This window comes from Kitasatospora sp. NBC_01300 (genome assembly GCF_041435235.1).
Classification (GTDB): Bacteria; Actinomycetota; Actinomycetes; order Streptomycetales; family Streptomycetaceae; genus Kitasatospora.
The window spans coordinates 7489151-7514182 of the sequence record NZ_CP108408.1 but is presented as its reverse complement, the minus strand read 5'-3'; the positions used below and the strand labels follow the sequence as shown (position 1 = coordinate 7514182).

Genomic DNA, 25032 nt, shown 5'->3' with positions numbered 1-25032 from the left:
CATGCCCTTCTGTCAGCGGGAGGAGGCTCTGCAACGGCCCGCCCGCCCCGGGCGGGGCGGGCGGGCCGAAGGGAGAGGGGTCACCACGGCGGGCGGTAACCGGTGGTCAGGCGGCGCCCGGTGTGCCGCCACTTGGGCTCCTGGTCGACCGTCCGGCCCGTGATCGTGCGCAGGCGGCGGATCAGCGCCCCGTACGCCGAGCTGGCGCCCGTGGAGACCCGGGAGCCGGGCGGCGGGTCCATGAACGGCATGAACTTGTCGGGGAAGCCCGGCATGGTGCAGGCGATGCAGATGCCGCCGACGTTGGGGCAGCCGCCGATGCCGTTGATCCAGCCGCGTTTGGCGACGTTGCACTTGACGACCGGGCCCCAGCAGCCGAGGCGCACCAGGCACTCCGGCGTGCCGTAGTCGGTGGCGAACTGGCCCTGTTCGTAGTAGCCGCCGCGGTCGCAGCCCTCGTGCACGGTCGCGCCGAACAGCCAGGCCGGACGCAGCTTGTCGTCCAATGGGATCATCGGCGCGGAACCGGCCAGCTGGTACAGCAGGTAGGTCAGCGTCTCGGCGAAGTTGTCGGGCTGGATCGGGCAGCCCGGCACGCAGACGATCGGCAGGCCCGCCTTGGACTTCCAGTCCCAGCCCAGGTAGTCGGGCACGCCCATGGCACCGGTCGGGTTGCCGGCCATCGCGTGGATGCCGCCGTAGGTGGCGCAGGTCCCGATGGCGACCACCGCGGTGGCCTTGGGGGTGAGCCGGTCCAGCCACTCACTGGTGGTGATCGGCTGGCCGGTGTCCGGGTTGTCGCCGAAACCGCACCAGTAGCCCTCCTCCTTGATCGTCTCGTTCGGGATGGAACCCTCGACGACCAGGACGAAGGGGTCGAGCTCGCCGCGGTCCGCCTTGAAGAACCACTCCACGAAGTTGTCCGCGCCCTGGACCGGACCGCACTCGAAGTCGATCAGCGGCCAGTGGACGGCGACCTTCGGCAGGCCGGGGAGTGCGCCGGTGACGATCTCCTCGATGCTGGGCTGCATCGCCGCGGTCAGGGAGACCGAGTCCCCGTCGCAGCTCAGACCGGCATTGATCCAGAGAATGTGCACCACGGCGGCGTCGGCTGAAGTTGTTGCAACCGCACCCATGAGGATGCCTCCTCAAAAAAACGGGAGCCGAACAGATAGGCTCAAAAAATTCATAGCAGCAGTTCAGTCCGGCCGCCGGTCCAGAGAACCGGGCAGGTCGCTCGAAGGGACGCAAGCCGGCGCACCCGTCCGGGTGGCCGTCAGCCGGACTCGGCTGGTCCCGAAGGGAGCCCGCACTGAACACCCCGCTCGCGGAGGGCCTGGCCCTGGTACTGCTGCTGGCCGTGCTGGCCTGCGCCGTCGTCCGGCCGTGGGGCTGGCCCGAGGCCGCCGTCGCGGTGCCCGCCGCCGCCCTGCTGATCGCCACCGGCGCGATATCGCCCGCGCACGCGCTGGAGGAGGCCGAACGGCTGGGGCCGGTGGTCGGGTTCCTGGCGGCGGTGCTGGTACTGGCACAGCTGTGCGACGAGGAGGGGCTGTTCCACGCCTGCGGGGCGTGGATGGCCCGGACCGCCGCGCGGCCCGGACGGCTGCTGGTGCAGGTGTTCGCCCTGTCCTCGGTGATCACCGCGGTGCTGAGCCTGGACGCGACGGTGGTGCTGCTGACCCCGGTGGTCTTCGCGACCGCCACCCGGCTCGGCGCCCGGCCGAAGCCGCACGTCTACGCCTGCGCGCACCTGTCGAACACCGCGTCGCTGCTGCTTCCGGTGTCCAACCTGACCAACCTGCTGGCGTTCGCGGCCAGCGGCCTGAGCTTCACCCGGTTCGCCGCGCTGATGGCCCTGCCGTGGCTGGTGGCGATCGGCGCCGAGTACGTGGTCTTCCGCCGGTTCTTCGCCGCCGACCTGGACAGCGGGGCCCCGCCGCCGCCGGACGAGGCGGCCCCCGAGCTGCCGCTGTTCGCGCTCGTCGTGGTGGCCTGCACGCTCGGCGGGTTCGTCCTGACCTCCGCACTGGGCGTCAATCCGGCGTGGGCGGCCGCGGCGGGGGCCCTCGTGCTGGCCGGCCGGGCGCTCGCCCGGCGCCGCATCACGCCGACGGCGGTCGTCCGGGCCGCGAACGTTCCGTTCCTCGCCTTCGTCGTCGCCCTCGCGATCGTCGTCCGCGCCGTCGTCGACAACGGCCTCGCCGCCGCGCTCGGCCACGTGGTCCCCGCCGGCACCGGCCTGCCGTCCCTGCTCGCGGTCGCCGTGCTGGCCGCCGTCCTCGCGAACGTGATCAACAACCTGCCCGCCGTCCTGGTCCTCCTTCCGCTGACGGCGGCCTCCGGCCCGGGTGCGGTGCTGGCGATGCTGCTCGGCGTGAACATCGGCCCCAACCTCACCTACGCCGGCTCCCTGGCCACCCTGCTGTGGCGCAAGATCGTCCAGCAGCACGGGAGCACCGTCCGGCTGGGCGAGTTCACCCGCCTCGGCCTGCTCACCGTCCCGTCGGCGCTGGTGCTGTCCGTCCTGGCGCTGTGGGTGTCGCTGCGGGCCCTGGGAGGCTGACAGGCGGGGCGCCCGTGGGTCGGGCGCCCCGGGGCGCGGGGTGTCAGGAGATCATGAAGTCCCGGACCGGCAGGGGGCGGTTGACCACGCGGACGTCGCCGATCCAGCCGTGGAAGACCTGGTTGAGCGCGCCGCCGTACGCGTAGCCGCCGAGCAGCCAGGGGTGGCCGAGGGTGCTGAGGCCCTCGGACGGCGTCGAGGGGTTGCGGACGACCTCGCAGCCGTTCACGTACATCCGGGTGAGCCGCTTGTTGTTGACGACCGCGACGTGCCACCAGGCGCCGAGCGGCAGTTCGTGGCCCCAGTTGGTGACGGGGCCGCTCAGGTTGGTCGGGTAGACGCACCACTGCAGTTCCCGCCCGCCGGACAGGCTGAGCGTGGCGACCGGCTCCTGCGGGTCGGTGTCGGGGCCGTTCTTCCCCGCCTCCCCGCTCGTGCCCCAGCGGCTGAGCAGCGCCGTCCAGGCGTTGCGGCCGGCGTCCCAGTCGGTCGGCAGCTTGAAGAACGCCTCGAAGGTGTAGCCCTGCTGGAAGGTGTCGGCGTTCATCGGGGCCTTGGCGACGGTCTGCAGGTAGGCGCCCTGGACCGGCTTGCCCCGGCCCGCGAAGTGGAGGCTGCCGCGGCCGGGCTGGTCCGGGTGCGACTCGGTGGACCAGGTGAGCGTCCCGGCCGGGCTGCCCGGGGCGGTCTGCTGGACGAGGTCGTTGCCGTGACCGCTCAGGTCCTTGACGACCTGGGAGTCGGCGACGGCGCTGCCGTCCGGCCGTCCGCCGTCGAAGCGCCAGTAGGCGACCGTGCCCGGGATCGTCAGCTGACGCGCGGGGCGGGCCGGGCGGGCCGGGACCGGGGCGAAGCCGGCGAACCGCCGCGCGAAGTCCACCTGCACCGAGAAGCTGTCCACCGGGCCGGTCAGCTCGATCTCCTCGCTGGCGAGGCGGTTGACCTTCTCGGCGGCCAGCTGCTGGATCCAGGGCGAGTACGTCCGCACGTCGATGGTGTTGCGGTCCAGGTCGAAGCGGTAGGCGCGGATCATCGCCGCGCCGCCGTAGTACCGGTTCTGGTAGTTGGTGATGTGGACGTGGACGTCGTGGCCGGCCTTGTTGGTCAGCGTGGTGCTGCCGGGCGGCCAGTAGTGGCCGTTCAGGGTGAGGAAGATCTGGTCGTTGCCGCTGATCAGCCTGTCCCAGAGCGCGTGCCCGTGGTCGGACAGCTGGGCGGCGCCGCCGTCGTCGGCGTAGGCGAGGTCGTGGGTGGTGAGGATGACCGGCACGGTCGGGTGCTGGGCGATCACCGAGTTCGCCCAGGCGAAGCCGCGGTCGGAGAGCCGCCAGTCCAGCGAGAGCACCATCCAGTCCCGGCCCGCTCCCCGGAACAGGTGGTAGGTGTTGTAGCCGTCCGGGCTCGCGCCCTTGAAGGTCGCCGAGCGGGCGAACCGGGCCGGGTTGAAGGTGTCCAGGTACGCCGTCCGGCCCCGCTGGTCGTCGCTGCCCGAGCCGACGTCGTGGTTGCCGGCCAGGACGCTGTAGGCCGCGCCGTGGCGGTCGAGGAGGCTGAACGCCTTGCCCGCGGCGGCGAACTCCTCGGCCTTGCCGTTCTGGGTGACGTCGCCCAGGTGCGCGAGGAAGACGAAGTTCTCGTCGCTGCCGTCCAGCACGTGGCGCAGCGAGGCCTCCAGCGGGGCGGGGTGGATCCGGTCGTCGTCGAAGAGGTACTGGGTGTCGGGCATCACCGCCAGGGAGAAGCGGGGGCCGTCCGGGTCGGGATCCCAGGCGCCCCGGCCGTCGTCCGCGGCGGCGGGCGCGCCGAAGGCGTCGGCCGTCGCGTCGGCGGGCCCGTCCGCCGCTGCCGCCGTCGCCGTGGAGCCCGCCCCGAGGACCGCCAGCCCGGCGCCGACCAGCCCCGTCGCGCGCAGGAAGGCGCGGCGTCCGGCCGCCGCCGGCGCGTCGGAGTCGAACCCGACGGTCCGCGGGCAGCTCGATCCGTGGTCATCGTGGGGAAGGTCGTTCTGGTGGTGGTTCATCGGGGCAGCTCCTCGGGCCGTGCGCGGTGATCGCGACGTTAGGGGCACGACGCGGACCGCTGACCGGACGGACGGCCTCCGCACGGTGAACGCCCGGGGAACGTCCCCTGCGGGCCTGTTTCCCCGTCCGGCTTCTGCTGCTGGGTCAGTGGCCGGGTCAGTGGCCGCCCTTCGGTTCGGTGCAGCCGCCGTCCAGGTACATGCCGTGCGGGTGGATGTCGGGCCTGGCGGTCAGCAGGCCGCTGACGCAGAGAACGGCTTCGGGGATTTCGAGGTCGAAGCCGGGAGTGCCGGCGGAGGTGTGGACGTCGACCAGCTCGGCCGGGTAGCCGAGGCGTTGGAGGGCCGCGCGGAGGCCGGCTTCGCCCACGGCGGCCGACGTGCCGGCGGGCCGCAGGGCGTCCGCGATCCGTGCCGCGTGGGCCTCGCCACGGCATTGGGCGTCGGCGAGGAGCCTGACGGTCTGTTTGTAGGCGTGGTTCTCCGCGTACTTGTCGGCCCAGGTACCGCCGTCGCCCGTGGGCGCGGCGGCCGGGGCGGACGGCGGTGTGGCGGCGACGCCCGCGCATTTCGCCGCGACCTGGGGGAAGAGCCGGTCGTGGCGGGCCAGGGCCTCGGCTCCGGCCTGGCCGGGCTCTCGGGTCGGGGTGGTCGGGGTGGTGGCGGTGGTGGAGGCGCCGCCCGGTGCGCTCACCGATCCGCAACCGGCCAGTGCCACGGCCGTCACGGCCACGGCCACGCCTGCGGCCATCGAGGCCATCGCGCGCTTCATCGTCCTTCTCCCCCTTGGCCATTGACACTTGATCGCCTCATTGTCGCGCACGGGGGCGGCGGCGGGCGGGTCAGTCCGCGAACGGGCCGGTGTCTCCGAAGGCGAGGCGGGTGAAGTGCTCGGCGATGCGGTGGTGGCCGGCCTGGTCCGGGTGCAGGTCGTCGGGGAGCGGGTGGTCGTCGTGGTCGGTCCGGCCGTAGAGCGAACGGCCGTCCAGGTAGTGCAGGTTGAGGTCGCCGTCGGCGGCGCGGGCGGCGACGATGCGGGCGAGTTCGGTCCGGATGACGGTGAGGGTGAGGCGGCCCGCCGCGGTCTCGGCCGGGTCGCCGGTGGCCCGGAACCGCAGTGCCCCGGTGCTGAAGTCGGCGGCGAGGGGCCCCGGGGTGTCCTCCTGGATCGGGCAGAGGATCGAGGAGACGACGAGCAGCGGCGTGGCCGGGTGTCCTTCGCGGACGGTGTCGAGGAAGCCGTGCACCGCCGGGACGAAGGCGCGCAGGCGCATCACGTCGGCGTTGACGAGGTTGATGCCGATCTTCAGGCTGATCAGGTCGGCGGGGGTGTCGCGGATGGCGCGGGCGGTGAACGGGTCGAGCAGCGCGCTGCCGCCGAAGCCGAGGTTGACCAGGTCGACGCCGCCCGCGGCCGCCGCCAGGGCGGGCCAGGTGCCGGTCGGGTGGGTGGCGTTGGAGCCGTGGCTGATCGAGCTGCCGTGGTGCAGCCAGCGGCGGCGGGTGCCGTCCGGGACCGGGGTGACGGGGGCGTCGGTGTCGAGGGCGAGGAGTTCGGTGGTCTCGGTGTGCGGGAGCCAGATCTCGACGGTCTTGTCCCGTGCGGGCAGACCGGTGAACCGGGCGGTGCCGGGCGGGCCCTCGGTCAGCTCGACGCGGCCGGCGACCAGGTCGATGGTGCGCAGGTTGCCGCCGGACACCGTGGTCTGCGCCGTCAGCCGCCCGTCGACGAGGAGGTCGTACACCCCGTCGGGCGGGGTGGGCACGCCCACGTAGGCCCGCTTGGTCGGGACGGTGTGCAGGTCGATCGCGGTGGCGCGGGTGCGGAAGGCCAGCCGGACACCGGTGGGCTGGGACTCGGCGATCGCGAGCTGTTCGTCGGGGATCTGCCGGCGGGCCCGGGCGGGCAGGCGGTGCGGCAGCAGGCCGCGTCCGGTGTGCTCGACGTCGAGGTGGCCGTGCAGCAGGGCCTCGGTGACGGGGGTGGTGAGAGAGGTGTTCATCGCTGTTCCATCGGGTTCTGTGGTGAGTCCTGCCCGCGCCGTGTGCTTTCGGCCATCCGGCTATAGCCAGTATGGGATTGCCTAATATGTTTAGGCAAATGGGATTACAGCCTTGGATTCCTGGTCGCGGACTCCCCGGTCTCGGACCCCCCGGCCGCGGCCGTCGGCGGCGGCCGGGGCTCAGCCCGCCAGGATGACCGTCTCCGCCGGGCCGGAGAAGCCGGCCTGCTGGGCCGGGGCGCCCGTCGCGGCGAGGCGGCGGTGCTCCTGCGGGCTGACGCCGCGGACGCGCTTGAAGGCCGCCGAGAGGGCGAAGGCGTTGCTGTAGCCGACCTTGCGGGCCGCGAAGGCGACGGTGCACTCGGGTTCGCGCAGCAGGTCGGCGGCGACGGCCAGCCGCCAGCCCGCCAGGTAGGCCATCGGGGGTTCGCCGACCAGGCCGGTGAAGCGGCGGGCCAGGCCCGCCCGCGACACCCCGACCCGCTGGGCGAGGTCGGCGACCGTCCAGGCGGTGGCCGGGTCGTCGTGCATCAGCCGCAGCACCGGCCCGACGACGGCGTCGTGCTGGGCGCGGTACCAGGCCGGGGCGCCGGAGTCGGGGGCGGCGAGCCAGGAGCGCAGCACGGAGACGACCAGCAGGTCCAGGATGCGGTCCAGGACCAGCTCCTGACCGGGCTCGTTGCGCCCTATCTCGGCGGCCAGCAGGTGCACCAGGGTGTCGTCGGCGCCGGTGCCGGCCGGGCGGACCAGCAGGGCGGGCAGGCAGGCGAGCAGGCGCTGACCGATCTCGTGCTCGGCCTGGTAGGTGCCGGACAGGACCACCGAGGACGCCTGGTCCCCCTCCCGGCCCTGCCCCCACGTCCGGACGCCGAGCGACATCACCTCGGAGACGTCCACCCCGCCGCGCGTGCAGACCTGCCCGGGGCCGACGATCACGTCCACGGGGGTGTCCGGGTCGTCCGCCACCGTGTACGGCTCCGGGCCGCGGACGATCGCCACGTCGCCGGGGTGCAGCAGCAGCGGCGTGCCGCGCTCGGGCAGGATCCAGGCCTCGCCGCGGACCATCGTCACCACCGACAGCGGGGCCCGGTCCTCGATCCGCAGCGACCACGGCGGGGTGAGGATCGAGCGCAGCAGGAACGCACCACGGGCCTTGGGGCCGTCGAGGAGTCCCGTCAGAGTGTCCATGGCCCCAAGTGTAGACGGCAAGACATCATTTGACGGTTCGTCATTTGAGAGGGTCTTGAGTGATCGAGGTGGCCCGAGCGGCCCGGATGCCGGATGATCGGCGCACGGGGGACGAACCGATACGCAGATAGCAGATACGCAGAGACAGTGAGGGGCTACGAAGATGGAACTGGCACGCACACTCGCACTGGTGGCGGCCACCGTCACCTGTGGACTGACCGCCGGGTTGTTCTACGCCTTCGCGTGCTCGGTCATGCCCGCGCTCGCGCGGGTCGAGGACCGCACCTTCATCGAGGTCATGCAGCGCATCAACGTGGCCATCCTGAACGGCTGGTTCGTCCTCGGCTTCGTCGGCGCGCTCCTCACCACCGGCGCCGCCGTCGCCCTCCACCTGCCCTCCGACGGCCACCACGCGCTACCCGCCACCGTGGCCGCCCTGGTGCTCTACATCGCCGCGATCGGCGTCACCCGCTCCGTCAACATCCCCCTCAACGACGAACTCGCCGCCGGCGGCGAGCCCCGGCGCATCACCGACCCGGCCGCCGTCCGGGGGCGCTTCGAAGCCCGCTGGGTCCGCTTCAACGTGCTGCGCGCCCTGCTCTGCACCGCCGCCGTCGCCTGCCTCGCCTGGGCGCTGATCCTGCACGGCCAGGCCTGACCCCGCGCCCGGTCGGACCCCCGGATACGCCTTCGAACTCCCGCGCGTGGCGTGGGAGTTCGAAGGCGTATCCGGGCCTGGTCCCGCCCTAGCCGCAGACGGTCCCGAAGGTGTACCCGCGGGCCTTGAGGGTGGAGAGGATCGTCGGGAGCGCGGCGGCGGTCTGGCTGCGGTCTCCGCCGCCGTCGTGCAGCAGGATCACCGAGCCCGGGCGGACGTTCTTCAGCACCCGGGACCGGATGGCCGCCGTTCCCGGCCGGGACCAGTCGGTCGGGTCCACCGACCAGAGCACGACCTGCTTGCCGAGCGCCGCCGCGCGCGAGCGCACCGTGCCGTTGACCGCGCCGTAGGGCGGGCGCAGGCAGCTCGGGGTGTGGCCGGTCTGGGCCCGGATCGCCTTGTCCGTGTTCGCCACCTGGGCGTCGACGGCGGAGGCGGAGAGCCTGCGCAGGTCCGGGTGCGACCAGGAGTGGTTCTGCACGCTGTGGCCGGCCCGGGCGACCTGCCCGGTGAGCGCCGGATGGGCGGCGACGTTCTGCCCGATCTCGAAGAACGTCGCGCGCACGCCGTAGCGGGCGAGGATGCCGAGGATCCTCGGCGTGTACGTGGGGCTGGGGCCGTCGTCGAAGGTGAGGTAGACGACCTTCCCGCCCTTGTCGGCCTTGGCTCCCGCCGCCTCGGCGGGTGCGGCCGGCACCGCGACCGCCGCTCCGGCCACCAGGGCGACGGCGAGTGCACCGATCGCGGTCCGAATCCGCCCAACCGCCCTGCGCCTGCCGGAATGTACGGCCATGCCTGCCCCCTGCCCCTGGTGCCGGAACCGCCCTGTACCGACCAGTCTGCGCCGGAGGGCGCCGCGGCCGCGACCGGCCGGGGGTGAATTCGGCCAGCTGATCGGCGGGTTGACCAGCGGCGGGAACTGGCCGGGCACGGGCTCCGGGCACGGCGACCGCCCCCGGTGGTGATCCCCCAGGGGCGGCAACCCCGTTGCGGGGCCGAGCCGTTCAGCGCGATGCGCGGCCGTGCAGGACCAGCGCCCGGGTCAGGGCCGCCAAGCCACCCGTGCAGAGCAGCGTGCGGAGCATGTTGGTGGCCACCCAGGTGCCCTCGAACTTGGCGCGCACGCCCGCGAAGTCGGTGATCTGGGACGGGTCACCGGCCTGCGCCAGCTGGTTGTTGAGCGGGATGTTGACGCCCATGGTGACCATCAGGGCCACCACGTAGAGCACCGTCGCCCCGGCGGCCCACAGCGCCGCCTGCCGTCGCCCGGCCTTGTGCTGGAGCCAGGCCGCCACGCCCGTCGCCACGAAGGCGCCGACGAAGACCAGGCCGAACATCCCGTTCTCGATCGACTTGTTGATGTGCTGCATCGCCGTCACGTACGTCCGGTCGTCGCCCGCCGCGAGGCCCGGCATCACGGACACGTCGAAGGCGAAGAACAGGCCCGCCATCAGGCCCATCGCGATGGTGGCGCCCGCCAGGACGGGCCCGGCGGCCTTGCTCCGTGCGGCGGGGGCCGCCGAGGCGCCCGGCGCGAGGCCGCCGAAGGAGGATGGAGCGGAGTAGGAAGCTGGAGTCGCGGTCTGGTTCGAGCGCATCGGTAATCCTTCGATTTCTCCCCGGCCCCCGCCCAGCGCGGGGGCCACCACGGTGCCCGGGCACCGGCTTCCGTACCGCTCCCGGGTTCGACCCGGATGGACGGTCAGGAAGTCGGCGAGGCCCGGCACCGACGATCAACGAAACTGACTGGTCTGCGAGTTGTGCGGCGCGGTGGGCGGCTCACACGTCCCAGACCCCGGACGCGGCGGCCTCGCGGGCGAAGTCGGCGAAGTCCCGCGGCTCACGCCCCAACGCCCGCCGCACCCCGTCCCCCAACGAGGCGTTACGACCGTCCAGGATCACCGAGAACAGCTCCGCGAAGTCCCCCGGCAGACCCGCCTCCTCCAACACCCCCCGGTACGCCGCCTCCGACACCGCCTCGAACCGCACCCCACGACCCGTCGCCCGCGACAGCTCCACCGCCACATCCGCGAACGACAGCAACCGCGGCCCCGTCAACTCGTACACCTCCCCCGCATGCCCCGCCCGCGTCAACGCCGCCACCGCCACATCCGCGATGTCCTCCGCATCCACGAACGGCTCCACCGCACCCCCCACCGGCAACGCCAACTCCCCCGCCAGCACCGGATCCAGGAAGAAACTCTCACTGAAGTTCTGGTTGAACCACGCGCACCGCACCACCGTCCACGCGGCCCCCGACTCCATCACCGCCTTCTCCCCCGCCTCCGCGGCCTCCTCGCCACGCCCCGACAGCAGCACCAGACGCCCCACACCACGCCGCGCCGCCAACCGCGCGAACGCCCCCACCGCCTCCACCGCCCCCGGAAACGCCAGATCCGGGTAGTACGTCAGATACGCCGCACTCACCCCCTCCAGCGCCGCCTCCCACGTCCCCTCGTCATGCCAGTCGAACGCCACCGCCCCCGACCGCGACCCCACCCGCACCTCGTACCCCGACCCCGCCAACCGCTCCGCCACCCGCCGACCGGTCTTACCCGTCCCACCCACCACCAGCACCACACCAGCACCGACCGGAAGATCCACAACACCCTTGGCAACCACAGCAGCCACCCCATTCGGAGAAGAAGTCGACGAAACCAGCGGACCCGGGCGGTTCTGCGAACCCCTCGCGTCCGTCCTCATGTCCACCAGTCAAGTCCACTCCGGGCCGGCGAACCATAGCCTCCACACTCACATCCATGCGCGAGCGTCTACCGTCCCCCGGTGTGCCCCGCCCCGGGTCCTGTCCGGCCGGACAGGACCCGGGGCGGGTCTGCTTCGCCATCCACCAGAACACACCCAACCCGCCACGAACCACCCGCCTTGAGGCGGTCTCCAGTGGATCTCCAGCGCGGGCACACCGCCCCCACACCCCGGCCCGGGCCACCGCAAACGGAAGGGTGCGCGTCGGGTGGGGCGGGAGGCGGGCCCGGACGCGCACCCGGGTGGGCGGGGGTGGCCGGCACCGGTGAGCCGTCGGCGGCTCAGGGCAGCAGCAGGCCCGGGACGAGGACCAGGCCGACCAGGCCCGCGACCAGGGTCGGCAGGCCGGTGACGCCCATCCACACCAGGTGGCCGGCGAGACCGCCCGGCGTGTCCGCCGACAGGCGGCCGGGCACCACCAGGACCGTGCGGGGCCGAGTCACGTCCTGCACGTCGGCGGCGCTGCACTCGTGCCGCTGCGCCGTGCCGAGCTGGTCGGTCACCCGGTAGGTGTACCGGAGCGTGCGCCGGGTGCTGCGGGAGTGGCCGTGGACGTCGTGAACCCGGTACTCGCCGAGGTAGGAGCCGGTGAACTCCGCCGGGCGGAGCTCGCCGAGTGCCTGCTGCTGGCGCCAGTAGCGGAGCTGCCAGGGCAGGTTCGCCGCCCAGGCGGCGCTCACCCACCAGGCGGTGAAGCCGGCCCAGACGAACCCGGCCCGCACGGGGTGGCCGAGCAGGGCCAGGGCGACGGACTCGGTGAGGCAGCCGGCGAACAGGGCGAGGAGGCCGAGCTGCCAGCCGGCGGGCCGCAGCGGCCTGGGCCGCCGGAACGGTTCGACGCGGATCCGCGCCGGGTCGGCCGGGGCCTCGGCGAGCCGTTTCAGCCGTTGCGCGTTGATGGCGTCGGCGAACGCCTGGGCCTTGGCGTCGGTCGTGCCCAGGCGGAACTCGGAGCGCTCGCCGCGCCCCGGCGGGTCGACCTCGACGCACAGGTCCCAGAGCACGCCACGGCCGGGGACGGCGTGCACCCGGCGGATCCGGCCGTAGGGGATGTGGAAGGCCTCCGGTTCCTCCTGCCACACCAGCTCGGATCCGGTCATCCGCACCGAGCGCCGGCCGAACCAGGTGCGGAGTTCCCTCGGCGGTGCGAGTACTGCCTGCCCGGCCATCGCTGTTCTCGTGCTCCCCCGTGACGTGATCTCGGCCGCGTGATCATATAGCCGCGGCGGCCCCCCGAACGGCCGTGGCGGCCGGCCCGAGGCCGGCCCCCCGAACGGCCGTGGCGGCCGGCCCGAGGCCGGCCGCCACGACGCGGAGCGGTGCAGGTCAGCCGACCATCGCCGCCAGGACGGTACGCCAGTCCTCGCCCGGCTCGGGGGTCAGCGGGGCGGCGAGGGTCTCCGCGCGGTAGTGCCAGGGGCGGCGGAGTTCGGGATCGGCGTCGGGGCGCAGGTCCAGCGGGCTGCCGGAGTCGAGCAGGCGCACGAGCTCGCCGGTGAAGTCCGCCCAGGAGACGTGCCCGTTGACGGCGTTGACGATCCGCCCGGCCGCCGGGTTGCCGTCGGCGACGCAGGCGGCGAGCGCGCGGGCCAGCGCGGCGGAGTGCACCCAGGCGGCGCCGTACCAGGTGGAGCGGTCGCCGGGGGCGGGGGCGGGCAGGGCGATCGGGCGGCCGGCCAGGGCGGCCTGGTAGAGGTCGCCGGTGGAGCCCCAGCGGAGCTGGTCGCGCAGGCGCTGGTGCGGACCCCAGACGATCGGGGCGCGGACCACGGTGGCCGGGCCCCGGCCGGTGGCGGCCGCCTCGAACAGGATGCGCTCGCAGTCCAGCTTGGCCTGTCCGTAGGGGCTGACCGGGTCGCCGGTCGGGCCGCCCTCGGGGATGTCGGTGCCGGACGGGCGGCCGTAGGCGTCGATGCTGCTGACGAAGACGAACGGGCCGCCGCGCCAGCCCTCGACCAGGGCGCGCATCGCGGCGAGGTCGACGGCGTGCTCGGTGAAGGTGCAGGCGGCGTGGATGACGGCGTCGACGCCCTCGACCGCGCGGCGCAGGCTGTCGAGGTCGGCGAGGTCGCCCTCGGCCAGCTCGGCGCCGTGCAGGGCGGGCAGGTGGGCGGACTCCGGCCGGACCAGGGCCCGGACCGGGCGGCCCTGGGCCATCAGTTCCTGGAGGACGGCCGCGCCGACACCGCCGGTGGCGCCGGTGAGCAGCACGGTGCCCGCGCGGGTGCGGCTGCCCGGGCGGGAGCCGGTGCGGGCGGGGGCGGCGCGGCGCTCGTCCTCGCGGGTGGCGAGCAGGGCGACGAGGGCGCGCGGGGTGCGCTGTTCCAGCACGTCCAGGCCGGTGAGCGGCAGGCCGGTGCGGGTGCGCAGGCGTTCGGCGAGCTGGACGGCGACCAGGGAGTGGCCACCGAGGGCGAAGAAGTCGCCGTCGGCGGGCGGGGTGGTGCCGAGCAGTTCGCCGAAGGCCGTCCGGACGGTGTCGAGCGGGCCGGAGCGCTCGGGGGCGGTCGGGGCCGCGCCGGGCAGCCGGCCGCGGTCCGGGGTTCCGTCGGCGTGCCGGGGCAGCCGGTCCAGCAGGGTGACGGCGGCCGGCAGGTCGCCGGGGGCGAGGTGGCGGCGCAGGGTGGCGCGCAGTTCGACGCCGGTCGGGGCGACCGGGCCGCGCACCACGGCGTAGGCGAGCGGCGGGCCGTCGGCGGTCTCGACGACGGCCGCCTCGACCACCCGGGGGTCGGCCGACAGCGCGGCGAGGGCCGGGTGCTGGGCGGTGGCCAGGCGGGTGCCGGGGAGGGCGGAGAGGGGCTGGTCGGGGTCGGTGGCGACGGCGGCGAGCAGGTCCGCGAAGGCGGTGAGCAGGTGCTCGGCGGTGGTCTCGTCGAGGGCGTCCCGGTCGTGCTGGACCAGGCAGCGGGGCTGCGGGCCGTCCTCGACCAGCAGGGCGAGGCCGAACTTGGCCAGGCCCAGGTCGAGTTCGACGTCCTCGGCGGTGAGGCCGGGCAGCGTGAGCGGCTCGGCGGGGTGGACGAGGTCGCAGCTGACGGAGAGCAGCGGGGTGCCGTCGGCGCCGCGGGCCGCCGCGCCGAGCCGCTCGACGATCAGGTCGAACGGGATCTCGTGGTGCTGCTGCGCGTCGAGCAGCGCGGTCCGGGTCCGTCCGAGCACCTCGGTGAAGGTGGGATCGCCGGCCAGGTCGGTGCGCACCGCGAGGGTGTTGACGCCGAGGCCGACGGTGCGGCGCAGTTCGGGCCGCAGGCGCTGGCCGCTGGCGCAGCCGAGGGTGAGGTCGGCCTGGTCGGCGGCGGTGCGCAGGGTGGCGAAGGCGGCGGCCAGGACGACGGCGAACAGGGTGGCGCCGTGCCGGGCGCCGAGCCGGCGCAGGCCCTCCACGGTGGCGGGGGCGAGCGGGGCGGTGTGCAGGGTGGCCCGGCGCTCGCGCGCCCCGGGCGGGGTGGGCCGCAGCAGCGGCAGCGGGCGGGCGCCGGCCAGGTGTCGGGCGCGGGCGTCGGCGGCGCTGGTGAGTTCGGCGTCGCGGGTGCGCTCCTCGCGGGCGTACTCGGCGTACGACGGTCCGGGCGGCGGGAGTTGGGGCGCCACGCCGTCGCGGGCGGCGGCGTAGAGGGCGGCCAGGTCGGCGGCGAGGACGGGCAGCGAGCCGCCGTCGACGGCGATGTGGTGGATGTTCAGGAGCAGGGTGTGGTCCTGCGGGCCGTGCTTCAGCAGCAGGGCGCGCAGGACCGGGCCGGTGGCGAGGTCGAAGGGGCGGGCGGCCTCGGCGGCGAGCAGGGCGGGGGCGTTGTTCCCGGCGCCGTTCTCCCAGGTGGCGTCCACCGTGCGCAGCGGCACCGGGGTGACCGGGTCGGTCTGCTGGTGGGGCTGGTCGCCCTCGCGGCCGTAGCGGGTGCGCAGGACGGCGTGGCGCTCGGTGAGGCCGGTGAGGGCGGTGGCGAGGGCGGCGGGGTCGAGCGGTCCGCGCAGGCGGGTGGCGAGCGGGACGTTGTAGAGGGCGCCGCCCTGGCCGAGGTGGTCCATCAGCCACATCCGCTGCTGGGCGTGCGAGAGCGGGGCGGGGCCGGCCGGACCGTCGCCCTGGCCGGTCGGCGCGCTCTGCCCGGCCGCCGGGCGCCCGCCCGCGGCGGGGCGGTTGCGGCGGGCGCGGCGCAGCAGGTCGGCCTGGTCGGCGGTCTGGTCGACGGCCGGGTGCTCGGCGGTCATCGGGTGGCTCCTTGCGGGGTGTCGTCGTGCGCGGCGCGCAGGGCTCGTTCGAGCAGGTCGGCCTGGCCGGCGACGGTGGGGTGGCCGAGGAAGTCGGCGAGCGAGAGCTCGACGCCGAGGTCCTCGCGGAGGTCGTCGACGACCCACATGGCGAGCAGCGAGTGGCCGCCCTCGGCGAGGAAGTCGGCGGCCGGGTCGGTGATCGGGCGTTCCAGGGCGCGGGTCCAGGCGGTGGCGACGGCCTGCTGGATCGGGGTGAGGGCGGCGGCGGTGCCGGGTCCGTCGGCGGTCGTCTCGTCGGCGGCGGCGAGGGCGCGGCGGTCGATCTTGCCGGTGCTGGTCAGCGGCAGGGCGGCGAGCACGGTCCAGGTGGTGGGGACCAGGTGGGCGGGCAGCCGGTCGGCGAGCCGGGCGCGGAGGGTCTCGACGGCCGGTCGGCTGCCGTCGGCGAGGACCAGGCAGGCGGTGAGCGCGGCGTCGGTGTGGCCGGGCCGGCGGACCACGACGGCCGCCTCGGCGACCTCGGGGAACTGCAGCAGCGCGTGCTCGACCTCGCCGGGTTCGATCCGGAAGCCGCGGACCTTCACCTGGTCGTCGGTGCGGCCGTGGAACTCCAGTGCGCCGTCGGGGCGTTGGCGGACGAGGTCGCCACTGCGGTAGGCGCGGCCGGTGCCGGGCAGGTCCCGGAAGCGCTCGGCGGTCAGCTCCGGCCGGTCCAGGTAGCCCTGGGCGAGCCGGCCGCCGGCGATCCACAGTTCGCCGACGGTGCCGGGCGGCACCGGTGCGAGCTCCTGGTCGAGGACGAGGGTGCGGGCGCCGCCGAAGGGCCGGCCGATCGGGACGGGGCCGGTGGTGCAGTCGGCCGGGGTGATCCGGTGCAGGGTGGTGAAGGTGGTGGCCTCGGTCGGCCCGTAGACGTTGAAGAGTTCGAGCCAGGGGAAAGCGCGCAGCACCGCCCCCGCGTACTCGGGCGACAGGGCTTCGCCGCCGACGGCCAGGGTGCGCAGCACGCCGAAGATCCGGGACTGCCGGGCGGCCAGGTGGTGGAACAGGGCGGTGGTGATGAACACGGTGGTGACGCCGAACCGCTCGATGTCGCGGACGAGTTCCTCGGCGGTGGGCCGGTCGGACGGCGAGACGGCGACGGCGGCTCCGCGCGCCAGCGGGGCCCACAGTTCGAAGGTGGAGGCGTCGAAGCTGATCGTGGAGTGGAACAGGACCCGGTCGCGGGGGCCGAGGGTGAACGCGTCCTGGGCGGTGACCAGGTCGGCGACGGCGCTGTGCGGGACGATGACGCCCTTGGGCCGGCCGGTGGAGCCCGAGGTGTAGAAGAGCAGGGCGGGCGCGGCCGGATCGGCGGCGTCGGGGGCGGCGGCACCGGTGGCGTCGGGGCCGTGCCCGGCCGGGGCGGCGGGCTCGGCCAGGACGAGGGTCGAGGTCAGCGCGAGGGTCTGCTCCTCGGCGAGTCCGGCCTCGGCGAGCAGCGTCTTGTCGCCGAGGACGAGCCGGACTCCGGCGTCCCCGGTCATCTCGGCGATGCGCTGGCGCGGGTAGGCCGGGTCGAGCGGGACGACGTGGGCGCCGGTCCGCCAGATCGCGAGCTGGGCGACGACCAGGCGGGTGGAACGGGCGCAGAGCAGGCCGACCGCGCTGCCGGGGCCGATCCCCCGGGCGGTCAGGGTCGCGGCCAGCCGGGCCGAGGAGTCGATGAGTTGACGGTACGTCAGAACGGTGGAGCCGTCGGTCACGGCGAGGGCGTCGGGGCGCTCCTGGGCGTGCCGGGCGATCAGGTCCGGGAGGGTCGCGGTGGGCATGGTGGGTCCCTTCCGGGCGCCCCGGCCGCGAACGGCCGGGGCGCCCTGCGCAGGTCGTACGGGCGGGCGGGCGGTCAGACGGCGGCGGCGGCGGTCGGCTGCCGCTCCGCCACCAGCCGGGCGACGGCCCGCAGGTCGGGCTGGCGCAGCACCAGGGGCGCGCGCAGCCGCACCCCGCACTCCTCCTCCAGGGCCTCCAGCAGCCGTGCGGCGGCGAGCGAGTTGCCGCCCGAGGCGAGGAAGTTGTCGCCGGGCCCGAGGTCCGCGCGGCCGAGCAGGTCGCGGCACAGGCGCAGCACGGTGCGCTCGGTGGGCGTGGCGCCCTCCTCCGCCGCGACCGGCTCGTCCGCCGTCGGGGCGAGCAGCAGGGCGGCGCGGTCGACCTTGCCGTTGGCGTCCAGCGGGAAGGTGTCGACCAGGCGGACGGCCGAGGGGACGGCCTGCTCGGGCAGCCACGGCCGGACGGCGGCCAGCAGCTCGTCGGCGTCGGCCGCCGAGGACCCCTCGGCGGTCTGGACGAAGGCGAGCAGCCGGACGCCGCCGGTGGGCGCCGGGGCGGGGGCCACCACGGCCCGGCGCACCCGCGGGTCGCGCTCGAACGCGGCCTCGACCTCGGCGGGTTCGACCCGGACGCCGCTGACCTTGACCTGGTCGTCGAGCCGGCCGTGGAACTCCAGCACGCCGTCGGCGCGCATCACCACCCGGTCGCCGCTGCGGTAGACCCGGTCGATGCCGTCCACGCCGGGCGGCACGCCGACGAAGCGGCGGGCGGTCAGCTCGGGGTCGAGGTAGCCGGCGGCCAGGCCCCGGCCGCCGATGCGCAGTTCGCCGGCCTGGCCGCGCGGCACCGGTCGGCCCTCCTCGTCGGTGACCAGGACGACCGCGCCCGGGACGGGCAGCCCGATCGGCGGCGCGCCGGCGCCGTGGTCGAGGCCGGGCGCCATGGTGTGCACGGTGGTGGTGACGGTGGCCTCGGCGGGGCCGTAGGCGTTGTGGACGGCCGCGGTGACGTCCGGGCCGGGGGCGCGGCGCAGCCGGTCGCCGCCGATGGTGAGGTGGCGCAGTGCCAGCCCGTCCGGCCACGCGCGCGCCAGGATCGGTTCGGCGAGCGGGGTGGGCAGGATGCTGACGGTGACGCCGGCCTCGCGCCACCAGTCGGTGAGCGCGCCCGGGTCCCAGCGGACGGCCTCGGGGGCGAGGGTGAGCGCGGCGCCGGAGGTGAGGGTGGCCCACAGTTCCAGGACGTGCGGGTCGAAGGACACGCCGATCAGCAGGCTGTGCCGCTCGCCGGGGCCGAGGCCGGTCAGCTCGCGGTACCAGTGCAGCAGCGCGCCGAGGGCGGGTTCGCCGACGGCGACGGCCTTGGGGGTGCCGGTCGAGCCGGAGGTGAGCACCGCGTAGTGGGTGCCGGCGGGCACGTGGACCTGCTCGCCGGGGACGAACGCGGCGACCACGTCGCCGGTCGGGTCCAGGTCGAGCGCCAACTGCTCGCCGCCCTGGGGAAGTCGGGCCGGGTCGCCGACCAGGCAGGCGGGCCGCAGCTGCTCGGCGACGGCCTGGAGCCGGCGCTCGCCGGGGCGCGGGCCGAGCGGCAGGTGGACGGCGCCGAGCTTGGCGGTGGCGAGGGTGACGGCGGCCAGGGCGGCGGAGTGGCCGAGGCAGACGCCGACCAGGTCGCCGGGGCGGATCCGGTCGCGCAGCGCCGCGGCCACCGTGTCGGCGAGGCGGTCGAGTTCGGCGTAGCTGTAGGTGCGGGCGCCGTCGATCAGGGCGGGCGCGTCCGGGGTCCGGTGCACCCAGCTGGCGAACAGGTCGAGGACCGCGCCGTCCTGGTGCGGGCGGCCGTATTCGATGCTCAGGGTTTCCATCATCGTCTCCAGGTGGTTCAGGCCGTTGACAGGCCGTTGACGGACTGTCAGTTCAGGCCCATGGAGCGGGCGATGATCACCTTCTGGACCTCGGAGGTCCCCTCGATGATCGTGGTCATCCGCACGTAGCGGTACAGGAACTCCAGCGGGTGGCCGCGCACCCAGCCGGTGGCGCCGTGCACCTGGAGCGAGCGGTCCACCGCGCGCACGGCGGTCTCGGAGGCGGTGAGCTTGGCGAGCGCCGCGTTCTCCGGCGCCTCGGTGCCGTCGTCGACCAGCCGGGCGCAGGCGAGGGTGAGCAGCTTGGAGCACTCCACCTCGGCCCGGGTGGCCACCAGGTGTTCCTGGACGTGCTGGTACTCGCCGATCACCTTGCCGAAGGCGCGCCGCTCGCGGGCGTACTCGACGCCCATGCGCAGCGCGTACTCGGCGATGCCGTTGCACATCGCGGCGACGACCAGGCGGCCCCGGGAGAGGCTGTCCATGGCGAGGGCGGTGGCCGCGCCGACGCCCTCCTCGCCGCCGATCACGGCGTCGGTGGAGACGGTGACCTGGTCGAGCAGCAGCTCGAACAGCGGTTCGCCGGACATGCCCTCGTAGCGCTGGCCGATCCGCAGACCGGGCTGGTCGATCGGGAGGACGAAGGCGGTGGCGCCGGCGGTGGGCCCGGCGCCCTCACCCAGGTCGGTGGCGGTGACGACGAGCACCAGGCCGGCCCGGTCGGCGTTGCTGACGAAGGTCTTGCGGCCGTTCAGCACCCAGCCGTCGGCGGTGCGCACGGCGGTGGTGGTGAGGCGGAACGCGTCGGAGCCGGCGTGCGGCTCGGTGAGGGCGAGGCAGCGGGTCTGCTCGCCGCGCACCAGCGGCACGAGGTGCTGCTCGATCTGCTCGGGGGTGCCGTGCCGCAGCAGCGGGCTGGGGCCGTCGGAGCCGGCCAGGGCGTACGGCGCGAGCGGGCAGCCGCTGCGCCCGGCCGCGTGGTGCAGCAGGACGACGGCGGTGAACGGCATGTCGGCGCCGCCGAGTTCCTCGGGGTAGTCGCCGGCGTAGAAGCCGAGCGCGGCGGAGCGCTTGCGGACGTAGGCGCGCAGTTCGGCGGGCACCTCGTCGGCGGTCTCGGGCAGTTCGGCGGCCAGCGGGACGAGCTCGCGGCGGACGAAGCTCTCGAACGCGTCGACGAGTTCGCGGTGGCCGTCTTCGAGGACGGCGGAGGGGGCGGTCATGCGCGGTCTGCCTTTCCGGGGTGCTGGCCGGTGAGGGCGCTGGCCTGGTCGGCCAGGACGGCGTGGCGGAACAGGGTGCGCAGCGGCGGGCGGCTGCCGAGGTGCGGCTCCAGCCAGGCGGCGAGCTGGGCGGCGAGCAGTGAGTGGCCGCCGACCTCGAAGAAGTGGGAGTCGGCGGTGAAGCGGTCGTGGCCGAGCACCTCGCGCCAGGCGGCGGCGATCAGTTCCTGGCCGGGGTCGGCGAAGGCGCTCTCGGCGGCCGGGGCGGCCTCCTGGGCGGGTGCCTCGTCGACGAGCCGGGCGAGGGCGGCGCGGTCGGGCTTGCCGCCGGGCAGGGTGGGCATCGTCTCGACGGCCGTCCAGATGGCGGGGACGAGCCCGCCGGGCAGCCGCTGGGCGAGCGCCGCGTGCAGGGCGGCCTGGTCGGGGCGGTCGGCGCCCTCCAGGAAGCCGATCAGGCGCGGGCCGGCCTGCGGGTCGGTGTGCAGCACCACCGCGCAGGAGCGGCCGCCGAGTTCGGCGGAGGCCGCGGCCTCGATCTCCTCCAGTTCGATCCGGTGGCCGCGGAGCTTGACCTGGTTGTCGGCGCGGCCGAGGAAGCACAGCCGGCCGCGCAGGTCGCGGTAGCCGCGGTCGCCGGTGCGGTAGACGCGCTCGCCGCCGAGGGCGGGCACGGTGACGAAGCGGGCCGCGGTCGGCTCCGGCAGGCCGAGGTAGCCGTCGGCCAACAGGGCTCCGCTGACGGCGAGTTCGCCGACGCAGCCGGCCGGGAGCGGGCGCAGCGCCTCGTCCAGGACGTGCACGCGCACGCCGTCGAGTTCGGCGCCGAGCGGGATCTCGCCGTCCTCGGCCACGTCGGCGGCGGTGACCTCGTACACGGTGGAGGTGACGGTGGCCTCGGTGACGCCGTAGGCGTTCAGCACGGTGGTGGCCTCGGTCAGGCCGGCCAGCGCGCGGGCGGGCAGGCGCTCGCCGCCGAGGACGAGCAACCGGGGCGCCCAGCGGCCGTCGCGCAGCGCCTCACGCAGGTCCTCGCGGACGGCGAGCAGGTAGCTGGTCGGCAGGTTGGCGACGGTGACGCCGCGGGCGGCGAGCACGGCGACGAGCTCGGGCCCGGTGGGCACCTCGCGCTGCGGCACGACCAGGGCGGCGCCGGCGGCGAGCGCGGGCAGCACCTCCTCCAGCGCCACGTCGAAGGACGGGCGGGCGAACAGCAGCACCCGGTCGGCGGGGGTCAGTTCGTAGCGGGCGGCGATCGCGGCGACGTACCCGGCGAGCGCGTCGCGGCCGACCAGGACGGGCTTGGGCACGCCGGTGGAGCCGGAGGTGTGGATCAGGTAGGCGGCGCCGTCCAGCACGGCGGCGGGCTCGGCCTTGGGGAAGGCCGGGCCGTCCAGCAGCGCGGGGGTGACGCCTTCGGCGGGCAGGGCGAGCGCGCTCTGCCGGGTGGCCAGCACCAGGGCCGGGGCCAGCCGGTCCAGCAGCAGGCCGAGCCGGGCGGCCGGGTCCTCGGCGGACAGCGGCGCGTACACGGCGCCGTAGCGCAGGCAGGCGAGCAGGGCGACGACGCTGTCCACGCCGCGCGGCAGCACGGCGGCGACCGGCTGGCCGGGGGTGACGCCGGCGGCGCGCAGGCGTTCGGCCAGCTGGGTGACGCGGCGGTCGAGCTCGCCGTAGCTGAGGCGCTCGGTGCCGGCGATCATCGCGATGGCCGTGGGGTCGTGGGCGGCGGCCGGGTCGAGACCGGCCCGGGCGACGGCGGTGGCGGGTTCGGCGGCCGGGGCCGGGTCGAGCGCGGCGAGCGTGGCCTCGGGCCGGTCGAGGTAGCAGCGCAGCAGCTGGAGCAGGCGGTCGGCCAGCAGGGTGGCCTCGGCCTCGCCGAAGAGGTCGGCGTCGTAGTCCCAGACCAGGGTCATCCCGGCGCCGCCGTGCTTCTCGCCGACGACGCGGCGGTCGTCGGGCAGCAGCACCAGGTCGAGGTCGAAGCGGGTGGTGCCGGTGTTGAAGCCCTCGTACAGCGAGACTTCGAGACCGGGCGCCTGGACGTCCGGCAGCGCGGCGTCGTGCGCGCTGAACATCACGTTGAACAGCGGGTTGTCGGCGCCGCCGGTGTGCAGGCCGAGCCGGCGGGTGAGCTCCTGGACCGGCAGGTCCTGGTACGGCAGCGCGCGCAGCAGGACGTCGGTCACCTCGTCGACGGCCTCGGTGCCGGGGGCCGCAGGGTCCAGCCGCAGGTGCAGCGGCACGGTGTTCACGAACATGCCGACGGTGCCCTCGAAGCCCTCCGGGCGGTTGCCGACGGCGGTGCCGACGACGAGTTCGCGGTGCCCGGAGTGCCGGCGCAGCAGTTCGGCGAAGAGCGTGAGCAGGGTGCTGAACGGGGTGTGCCCGTCCTCCTTGCTGCGGGTGCGCAGCCGCTCGGCGAGGTCGGCGCCGATCGCCTGGCGCATCTGGCCGCCGCGGTGGCGGCGCACCGCGCCGGAGTTGGCCAGCCCGGGCAGGGTGACCTCGCGCGGGGCGTCGGCCAGCTCCCGCAGCCAGAAGGCGAGCGCGCGCTCGCGGGCCTCCGGGTCGACGGCCGTGCGGGCGTGCTGCTCGTACGAGGGCGCCTCGGGCAGCTGGTAGGGCTCGCCGAGGACGTGGGCGCGGTAGACGGTGAACAGGTCGCGCAGCAGGATCGCGAAGGAGTGGCCGTCGTGGACGAGGTGGTGCTCGACGTGGATCAGCCGGTGGTGGTCCGTGCCGAGGCGCACCAGGTGCCAGCGCAGCACCGGCGCCTTCTCGGTGTCCACCGGCTCCTCGGCCTCGGCGGCCAGCAGCTCGCGGAAGGCGGCGTCCGGGTCGGCCTCGGCGGCGAAGTCGCTGCGGCGCAGCGTCGGTTCGCAGTGCTCGGCGACCCGCTGGCCGGGCAGGCCCTCCGGGCGGGCGACCAGTTCCAGGCGCAGGCCCGGGTGGTGGGCGAGGACGGCGGCCAGTCCGGCGTGCAGCGCGTCCTCGTCGAGGGTGCCCCAGAGGTCGAGCACGGCGGTGAAGTTGTACGCACGACTGCCGGGCAGCATCTGCTCGTGCAGCCAGACGATCTCCTGCGAGGAGGAGAGCGCAAACATCGGTGACTCCCTTGTGTGGTGGGCGTGTTGGCCCTGTGGCGGCGGGGCGGGCGTGGATGGCCCGGCCCTGGTTCCGGGCACGCCGGGGTGGTGGCGCGGCCCGGCGGTCGGTATGGGGGCTCGGTGGCGGCTTCGGTCCGGGCGGGTCAGACGTCCGGAGCGGGCGTCCTGATGCGGACGTCCGGTGCAGGTCCGGTACGGCTTCGGGTCGGGTCCGGGGCGGCTTCGGGTCGGGTAAGGATCAGGCGTCCGGAGCGAGCGTCCGGAGCGGGCGTGCGGATCAGGCGTCCGACGCGGGGTCAGGCCGGGGGCGGGGTCGGGCCGGGGCGGGTCAGGCCGCCCGCAGGTGACGGCGCAGCGTGGCGAGCAGGTCGTCGAAGGCGGCGGTCGCGGCGTCCTCGGGGAAGCGTTCGCGGTCCCAGGCGAGGCGCACCAGCAGGTCGTCGCCGTGCGAGGCGGCGACCGCGAACGGCGCGGCGAGCGGCCGCCCGGCCAGGTGGGTCTCCCGGCCGGGCACGCCGCCGAACACCAGCGGCGGGCGGCGGTGCAGGTCCTCCAGGGTGAGCATGCCGTCCAGGGCGCCCGTCCACGGGGCGCCGGCGGTGCGGGCGGCCCGGACCACCTCGTCGAACGGGGTGTCGGCGTGGTCGAGGTCGTCCCACCAGGCGTCGGCGAGGTCCTCCAGGGCGGCGGACGCGCCGGGCACGGCGGGGTGCACCAGGGTGTTGAGGAAGCAGCCGAGCGCGGCGGGCGCGCCGGGCGGGCGGCCGCCCCACGGGTAGCCGAGGGCGAACTGCCCGTCGGTCCGGTGCAGCCGGTGGGCGGCGGCCGCGGTGGCGTCCAGCAGGGCGGGGAAGATGGCGGTGCGGGCGGCCCCCTCGGCGGCGGGCAGCCGGTGGCTGAGCATGCCGGTGGAGCCGGCCGCTCCCCCGCCCGTCCCGGTGACGCCGCCGAGCCGGCGGCCCCAGTGGGCCTGGGCGGCGGGGCCGCCGGCGGCGTCCTCGGCGGCCAGTTGCCGTTCGACGGCCTCCCGGTAGGCCGCCAGGGCGTCCTGGTCGGGGGCGGCGACGGCCTCCTGGGGGTGGTCGTCCCGGGCGTAGGCGTCGGTGAGGTCGGCGGTCAGGATGCCGAGCGACTGCTCGTCGCAGGCGGCGTGGTCCACCGCGAGGGCGAGCAGTTCCTCCTCGGCGTCCGGCTCCCGGGCCACCAGCAGGCGCAGCGCGGGCCCGTCGGCGGGCCAGTCCAGCAGGGCCTCGCGCAGGGCGGAGCGGGCGGTGCCGCCGGGCGGGACGGCGATCCGGGCGGCCTCGGCCGAGGGGGCGCCGACCCGCAGGACGGGCGTGCCGCGCACCGTCCCGAAGCCGCCGCACAGCGCCGGGTGCCGGGCCGCGGTGGCGGCGGCGGCGCGGGCCAGCCGGGGCAGGTCGAGGGTGCCGCCCGGGTAGGCGTGGAACAGCGGGACGACGTCGGGCCGGCCCTGCGGCGCGAGCCTGCGGGTGATCAGGAAGCGCCGCTGGGCGCCGGTGAGCGGGAGCAGGTCCATCGGGGAGTCGGCGGCGGCGGAACGGTACCGGGCGAGGTAGGCGGCGGTGATGCTGGCGTGCACGGAA

The 25032-nt window shown here is 75.2% G+C and carries 17 protein-coding genes; 2 read left to right on the top strand and 15 right to left on the bottom strand.

Annotation, left to right across the window (positions count from 1 at the left end; translation table 11 throughout):
- Window positions 1–80 precede the first annotated feature (80 nt).
- On the bottom strand, window positions 81–1136 hold the full coding sequence (locus tag OG556_RS32485; protein ID WP_371522449.1) for a hydrogenase expression protein HypE: 1056 nt from the start codon (window positions 1134–1136) through the stop codon (window positions 81–83).
- A gap of 176 nt (window positions 1137–1312) precedes the next feature.
- Here OG556_RS32485 and OG556_RS32480 point away from each other — a divergent pair, with 176 nt between their 5' ends.
- Window positions 1313–2566, top strand: coding sequence for an SLC13 family permease (locus tag OG556_RS32480; RefSeq protein WP_371523012.1), 1254 nt, complete (start codon window positions 1313–1315; stop codon window positions 2564–2566).
- Window positions 2567–2609: 43 nt separating this feature from the next.
- Here the strand turns inward: OG556_RS32480 and OG556_RS32475 are convergent, their stop codons facing one another.
- The 4 genes from OG556_RS32475 to OG556_RS32460 all read right to left on the bottom strand — a co-directional run bounded on the left by OG556_RS32475 (window position 2610) and on the right by OG556_RS32460 (window position 7777).
- Entirely contained in the window at window positions 2610–4586 is a 1977-nt protein-coding gene (locus OG556_RS32475; protein WP_371522447.1) for a LamG-like jellyroll fold domain-containing protein, read from the bottom strand.
- 157 nt (window positions 4587–4743) lie between these two features.
- Window positions 4744–5358, bottom strand: a complete 615-nt coding sequence (locus OG556_RS32470; protein ID WP_371522445.1) for a hypothetical protein — start codon at window positions 5356–5358, stop codon at window positions 4744–4746.
- Between the two features lie 70 nt (window positions 5359–5428).
- Window positions 5429–6589, bottom strand: coding sequence for a GDSL-type esterase/lipase family protein (locus OG556_RS32465; protein ID WP_371522443.1), 1161 nt, complete (start codon window positions 6587–6589; stop codon window positions 5429–5431).
- Between the two features lie 180 nt (window positions 6590–6769).
- Window positions 6770–7777, bottom strand: a complete 1008-nt coding sequence (locus OG556_RS32460) for an AraC family transcriptional regulator (RefSeq protein ID WP_350886904.1) — start codon at window positions 7775–7777, stop codon at window positions 6770–6772.
- 163 nt (window positions 7778–7940) lie between these two features.
- Here OG556_RS32460 and OG556_RS32455 point away from each other — a divergent pair, with 163 nt between their 5' ends.
- Window positions 7941–8435: a DUF1772 domain-containing protein gene (locus tag OG556_RS32455; RefSeq protein WP_063350758.1), complete on the top strand. Its 495-nt coding sequence runs from the start codon at window positions 7941–7943 to the stop codon at window positions 8433–8435.
- 88 nt (window positions 8436–8523) lie between these two features.
- Here the strand turns inward: OG556_RS32455 and OG556_RS32450 are convergent, their stop codons facing one another.
- The 10 genes from OG556_RS32450 to OG556_RS32405 form a co-directional block, all read right to left on the bottom strand.
- A complete protein-coding gene (locus tag OG556_RS32450; RefSeq protein WP_371522440.1) occupies window positions 8524–9228 on the bottom strand; it encodes a polysaccharide deacetylase family protein in 705 nt (234 codons plus the stop codon).
- A 211-nt stretch (window positions 9229–9439) separates the two neighbouring features.
- Window positions 9440–10033, bottom strand: a complete 594-nt coding sequence (locus OG556_RS32445; RefSeq protein ID WP_063350756.1) for a DUF1772 domain-containing protein — start codon at window positions 10031–10033, stop codon at window positions 9440–9442.
- Window positions 10034–10214: 181 nt separating this feature from the next.
- Window positions 10215–11057, bottom strand: a complete 843-nt coding sequence (locus OG556_RS32440; protein ID WP_371522437.1) for an NmrA family transcriptional regulator — start codon at window positions 11055–11057, stop codon at window positions 10215–10217.
- A 422-nt stretch (window positions 11058–11479) separates the two neighbouring features.
- On the bottom strand, window positions 11480–12367 hold the full coding sequence (locus OG556_RS32435; RefSeq protein ID WP_371522436.1) for a hypothetical protein: 888 nt from the start codon (window positions 12365–12367) through the stop codon (window positions 11480–11482).
- A gap of 157 nt (window positions 12368–12524) precedes the next feature.
- Window positions 12525–15410 (bottom strand): condensation domain-containing protein, encoded by a 2886-nt coding sequence (locus OG556_RS32430; protein WP_371522434.1) that lies wholly within the window; start codon window positions 15408–15410, stop codon window positions 12525–12527.
- Window positions 15407–17224: an amino acid adenylation domain-containing protein gene (locus OG556_RS32425; RefSeq protein ID WP_371522432.1), complete on the bottom strand. Its 1818-nt coding sequence runs from the start codon at window positions 17222–17224 to the stop codon at window positions 15407–15409. Before OG556_RS32425 ends, OG556_RS32430 begins: the two co-directional genes overlap by 4 nt.
- A 74-nt stretch (window positions 17225–17298) precedes the next feature.
- Window positions 17299–19092 (bottom strand): amino acid adenylation domain-containing protein, encoded by a 1794-nt coding sequence (locus OG556_RS32420; protein WP_371522430.1) that lies wholly within the window; start codon window positions 19090–19092, stop codon window positions 17299–17301.
- A 47-nt stretch (window positions 19093–19139) separates the two neighbouring features.
- Entirely contained in the window at window positions 19140–20315 is a 1176-nt protein-coding gene (locus tag OG556_RS32415) for an acyl-CoA dehydrogenase family protein (RefSeq protein WP_371522428.1), read from the bottom strand.
- Window positions 20312–23422, bottom strand: coding sequence for an amino acid adenylation domain-containing protein (locus OG556_RS32410; protein WP_371522426.1), 3111 nt, complete (start codon window positions 23420–23422; stop codon window positions 20312–20314). The genes OG556_RS32415 and OG556_RS32410 overlap by 4 nt, the downstream gene beginning before the upstream one ends.
- A 331-nt stretch (window positions 23423–23753) precedes the next feature.
- Window positions 23754–25028 carry a non-ribosomal peptide synthetase gene (locus OG556_RS32405; RefSeq protein WP_371522424.1) on the bottom strand — a complete coding sequence of 425 codons (1275 nt, stop codon included), beginning with the start codon at window positions 25026–25028 and terminating at the stop codon, window positions 23754–23756.
- Between the last annotated feature and the right edge of the window lie 4 nt (window positions 25029–25032).

Excerpts from the sequence above, each read along its gene's own strand:
- OG556_RS32410 (WP_371522426.1), bottom strand. The coding sequence starts at position 23,422 with ATGTTTGCGCTCTCCTCCTCGCAGGAGATCGTCTGGCTGCACGAGCAG.
- OG556_RS32470 (WP_371522445.1), bottom strand. The coding sequence starts at position 5,358 with ATGAAGCGCGCGATGGCCTCGATGGCCGCAGGCGTGGCCGTGGCCGTG.
- OG556_RS32465 (WP_371522443.1), bottom strand. The coding sequence starts at position 6,589 with ATGAACACCTCTCTCACCACCCCCGTCACCGAGGCCCTGCTGCACGGC.
- OG556_RS32435 (WP_371522436.1), bottom strand. The coding sequence starts at position 12,367 with ATGGCCGGGCAGGCAGTACTCGCACCGCCGAGGGAACTCCGCACCTGG.
- OG556_RS32420 (WP_371522430.1), bottom strand. The coding sequence starts at position 19,092 with ATGGAAACCCTGAGCATCGAATACGGCCGCCCGCACCAGGACGGCGCG.
- OG556_RS32460 (WP_350886904.1), bottom strand. The coding sequence starts at position 7,777 with ATGGACACTCTGACGGGACTCCTCGACGGCCCCAAGGCCCGTGGTGCG.
- OG556_RS32450 (WP_371522440.1), bottom strand. The coding sequence starts at position 9,228 with ATGGCCGTACATTCCGGCAGGCGCAGGGCGGTTGGGCGGATTCGGACC.
- OG556_RS32430 (WP_371522434.1), bottom strand. The coding sequence starts at position 15,410 with ATGACCGCCGAGCACCCGGCCGTCGACCAGACCGCCGACCAGGCCGAC.
- OG556_RS32455 (WP_063350758.1), top strand. The coding sequence starts at position 7,941 with ATGGAACTGGCACGCACACTCGCACTGGTGGCGGCCACCGTCACCTGT.
- OG556_RS32445 (WP_063350756.1), bottom strand. The coding sequence starts at position 10,033 with ATGCGCTCGAACCAGACCGCGACTCCAGCTTCCTACTCCGCTCCATCC.
- OG556_RS32415 (WP_371522428.1), bottom strand. The coding sequence starts at position 20,315 with ATGACCGCCCCCTCCGCCGTCCTCGAAGACGGCCACCGCGAACTCGTC.
- OG556_RS32475 (WP_371522447.1), bottom strand. The coding sequence starts at position 4,586 with ATGAACCACCACCAGAACGACCTTCCCCACGATGACCACGGATCGAGC.
- OG556_RS32425 (WP_371522432.1), bottom strand. The coding sequence starts at position 17,224 with ATGCCCACCGCGACCCTCCCGGACCTGATCGCCCGGCACGCCCAGGAG.
- OG556_RS32485 (WP_371522449.1), bottom strand. The coding sequence starts at position 1,136 with ATGGGTGCGGTTGCAACAACTTCAGCCGACGCCGCCGTGGTGCACATT.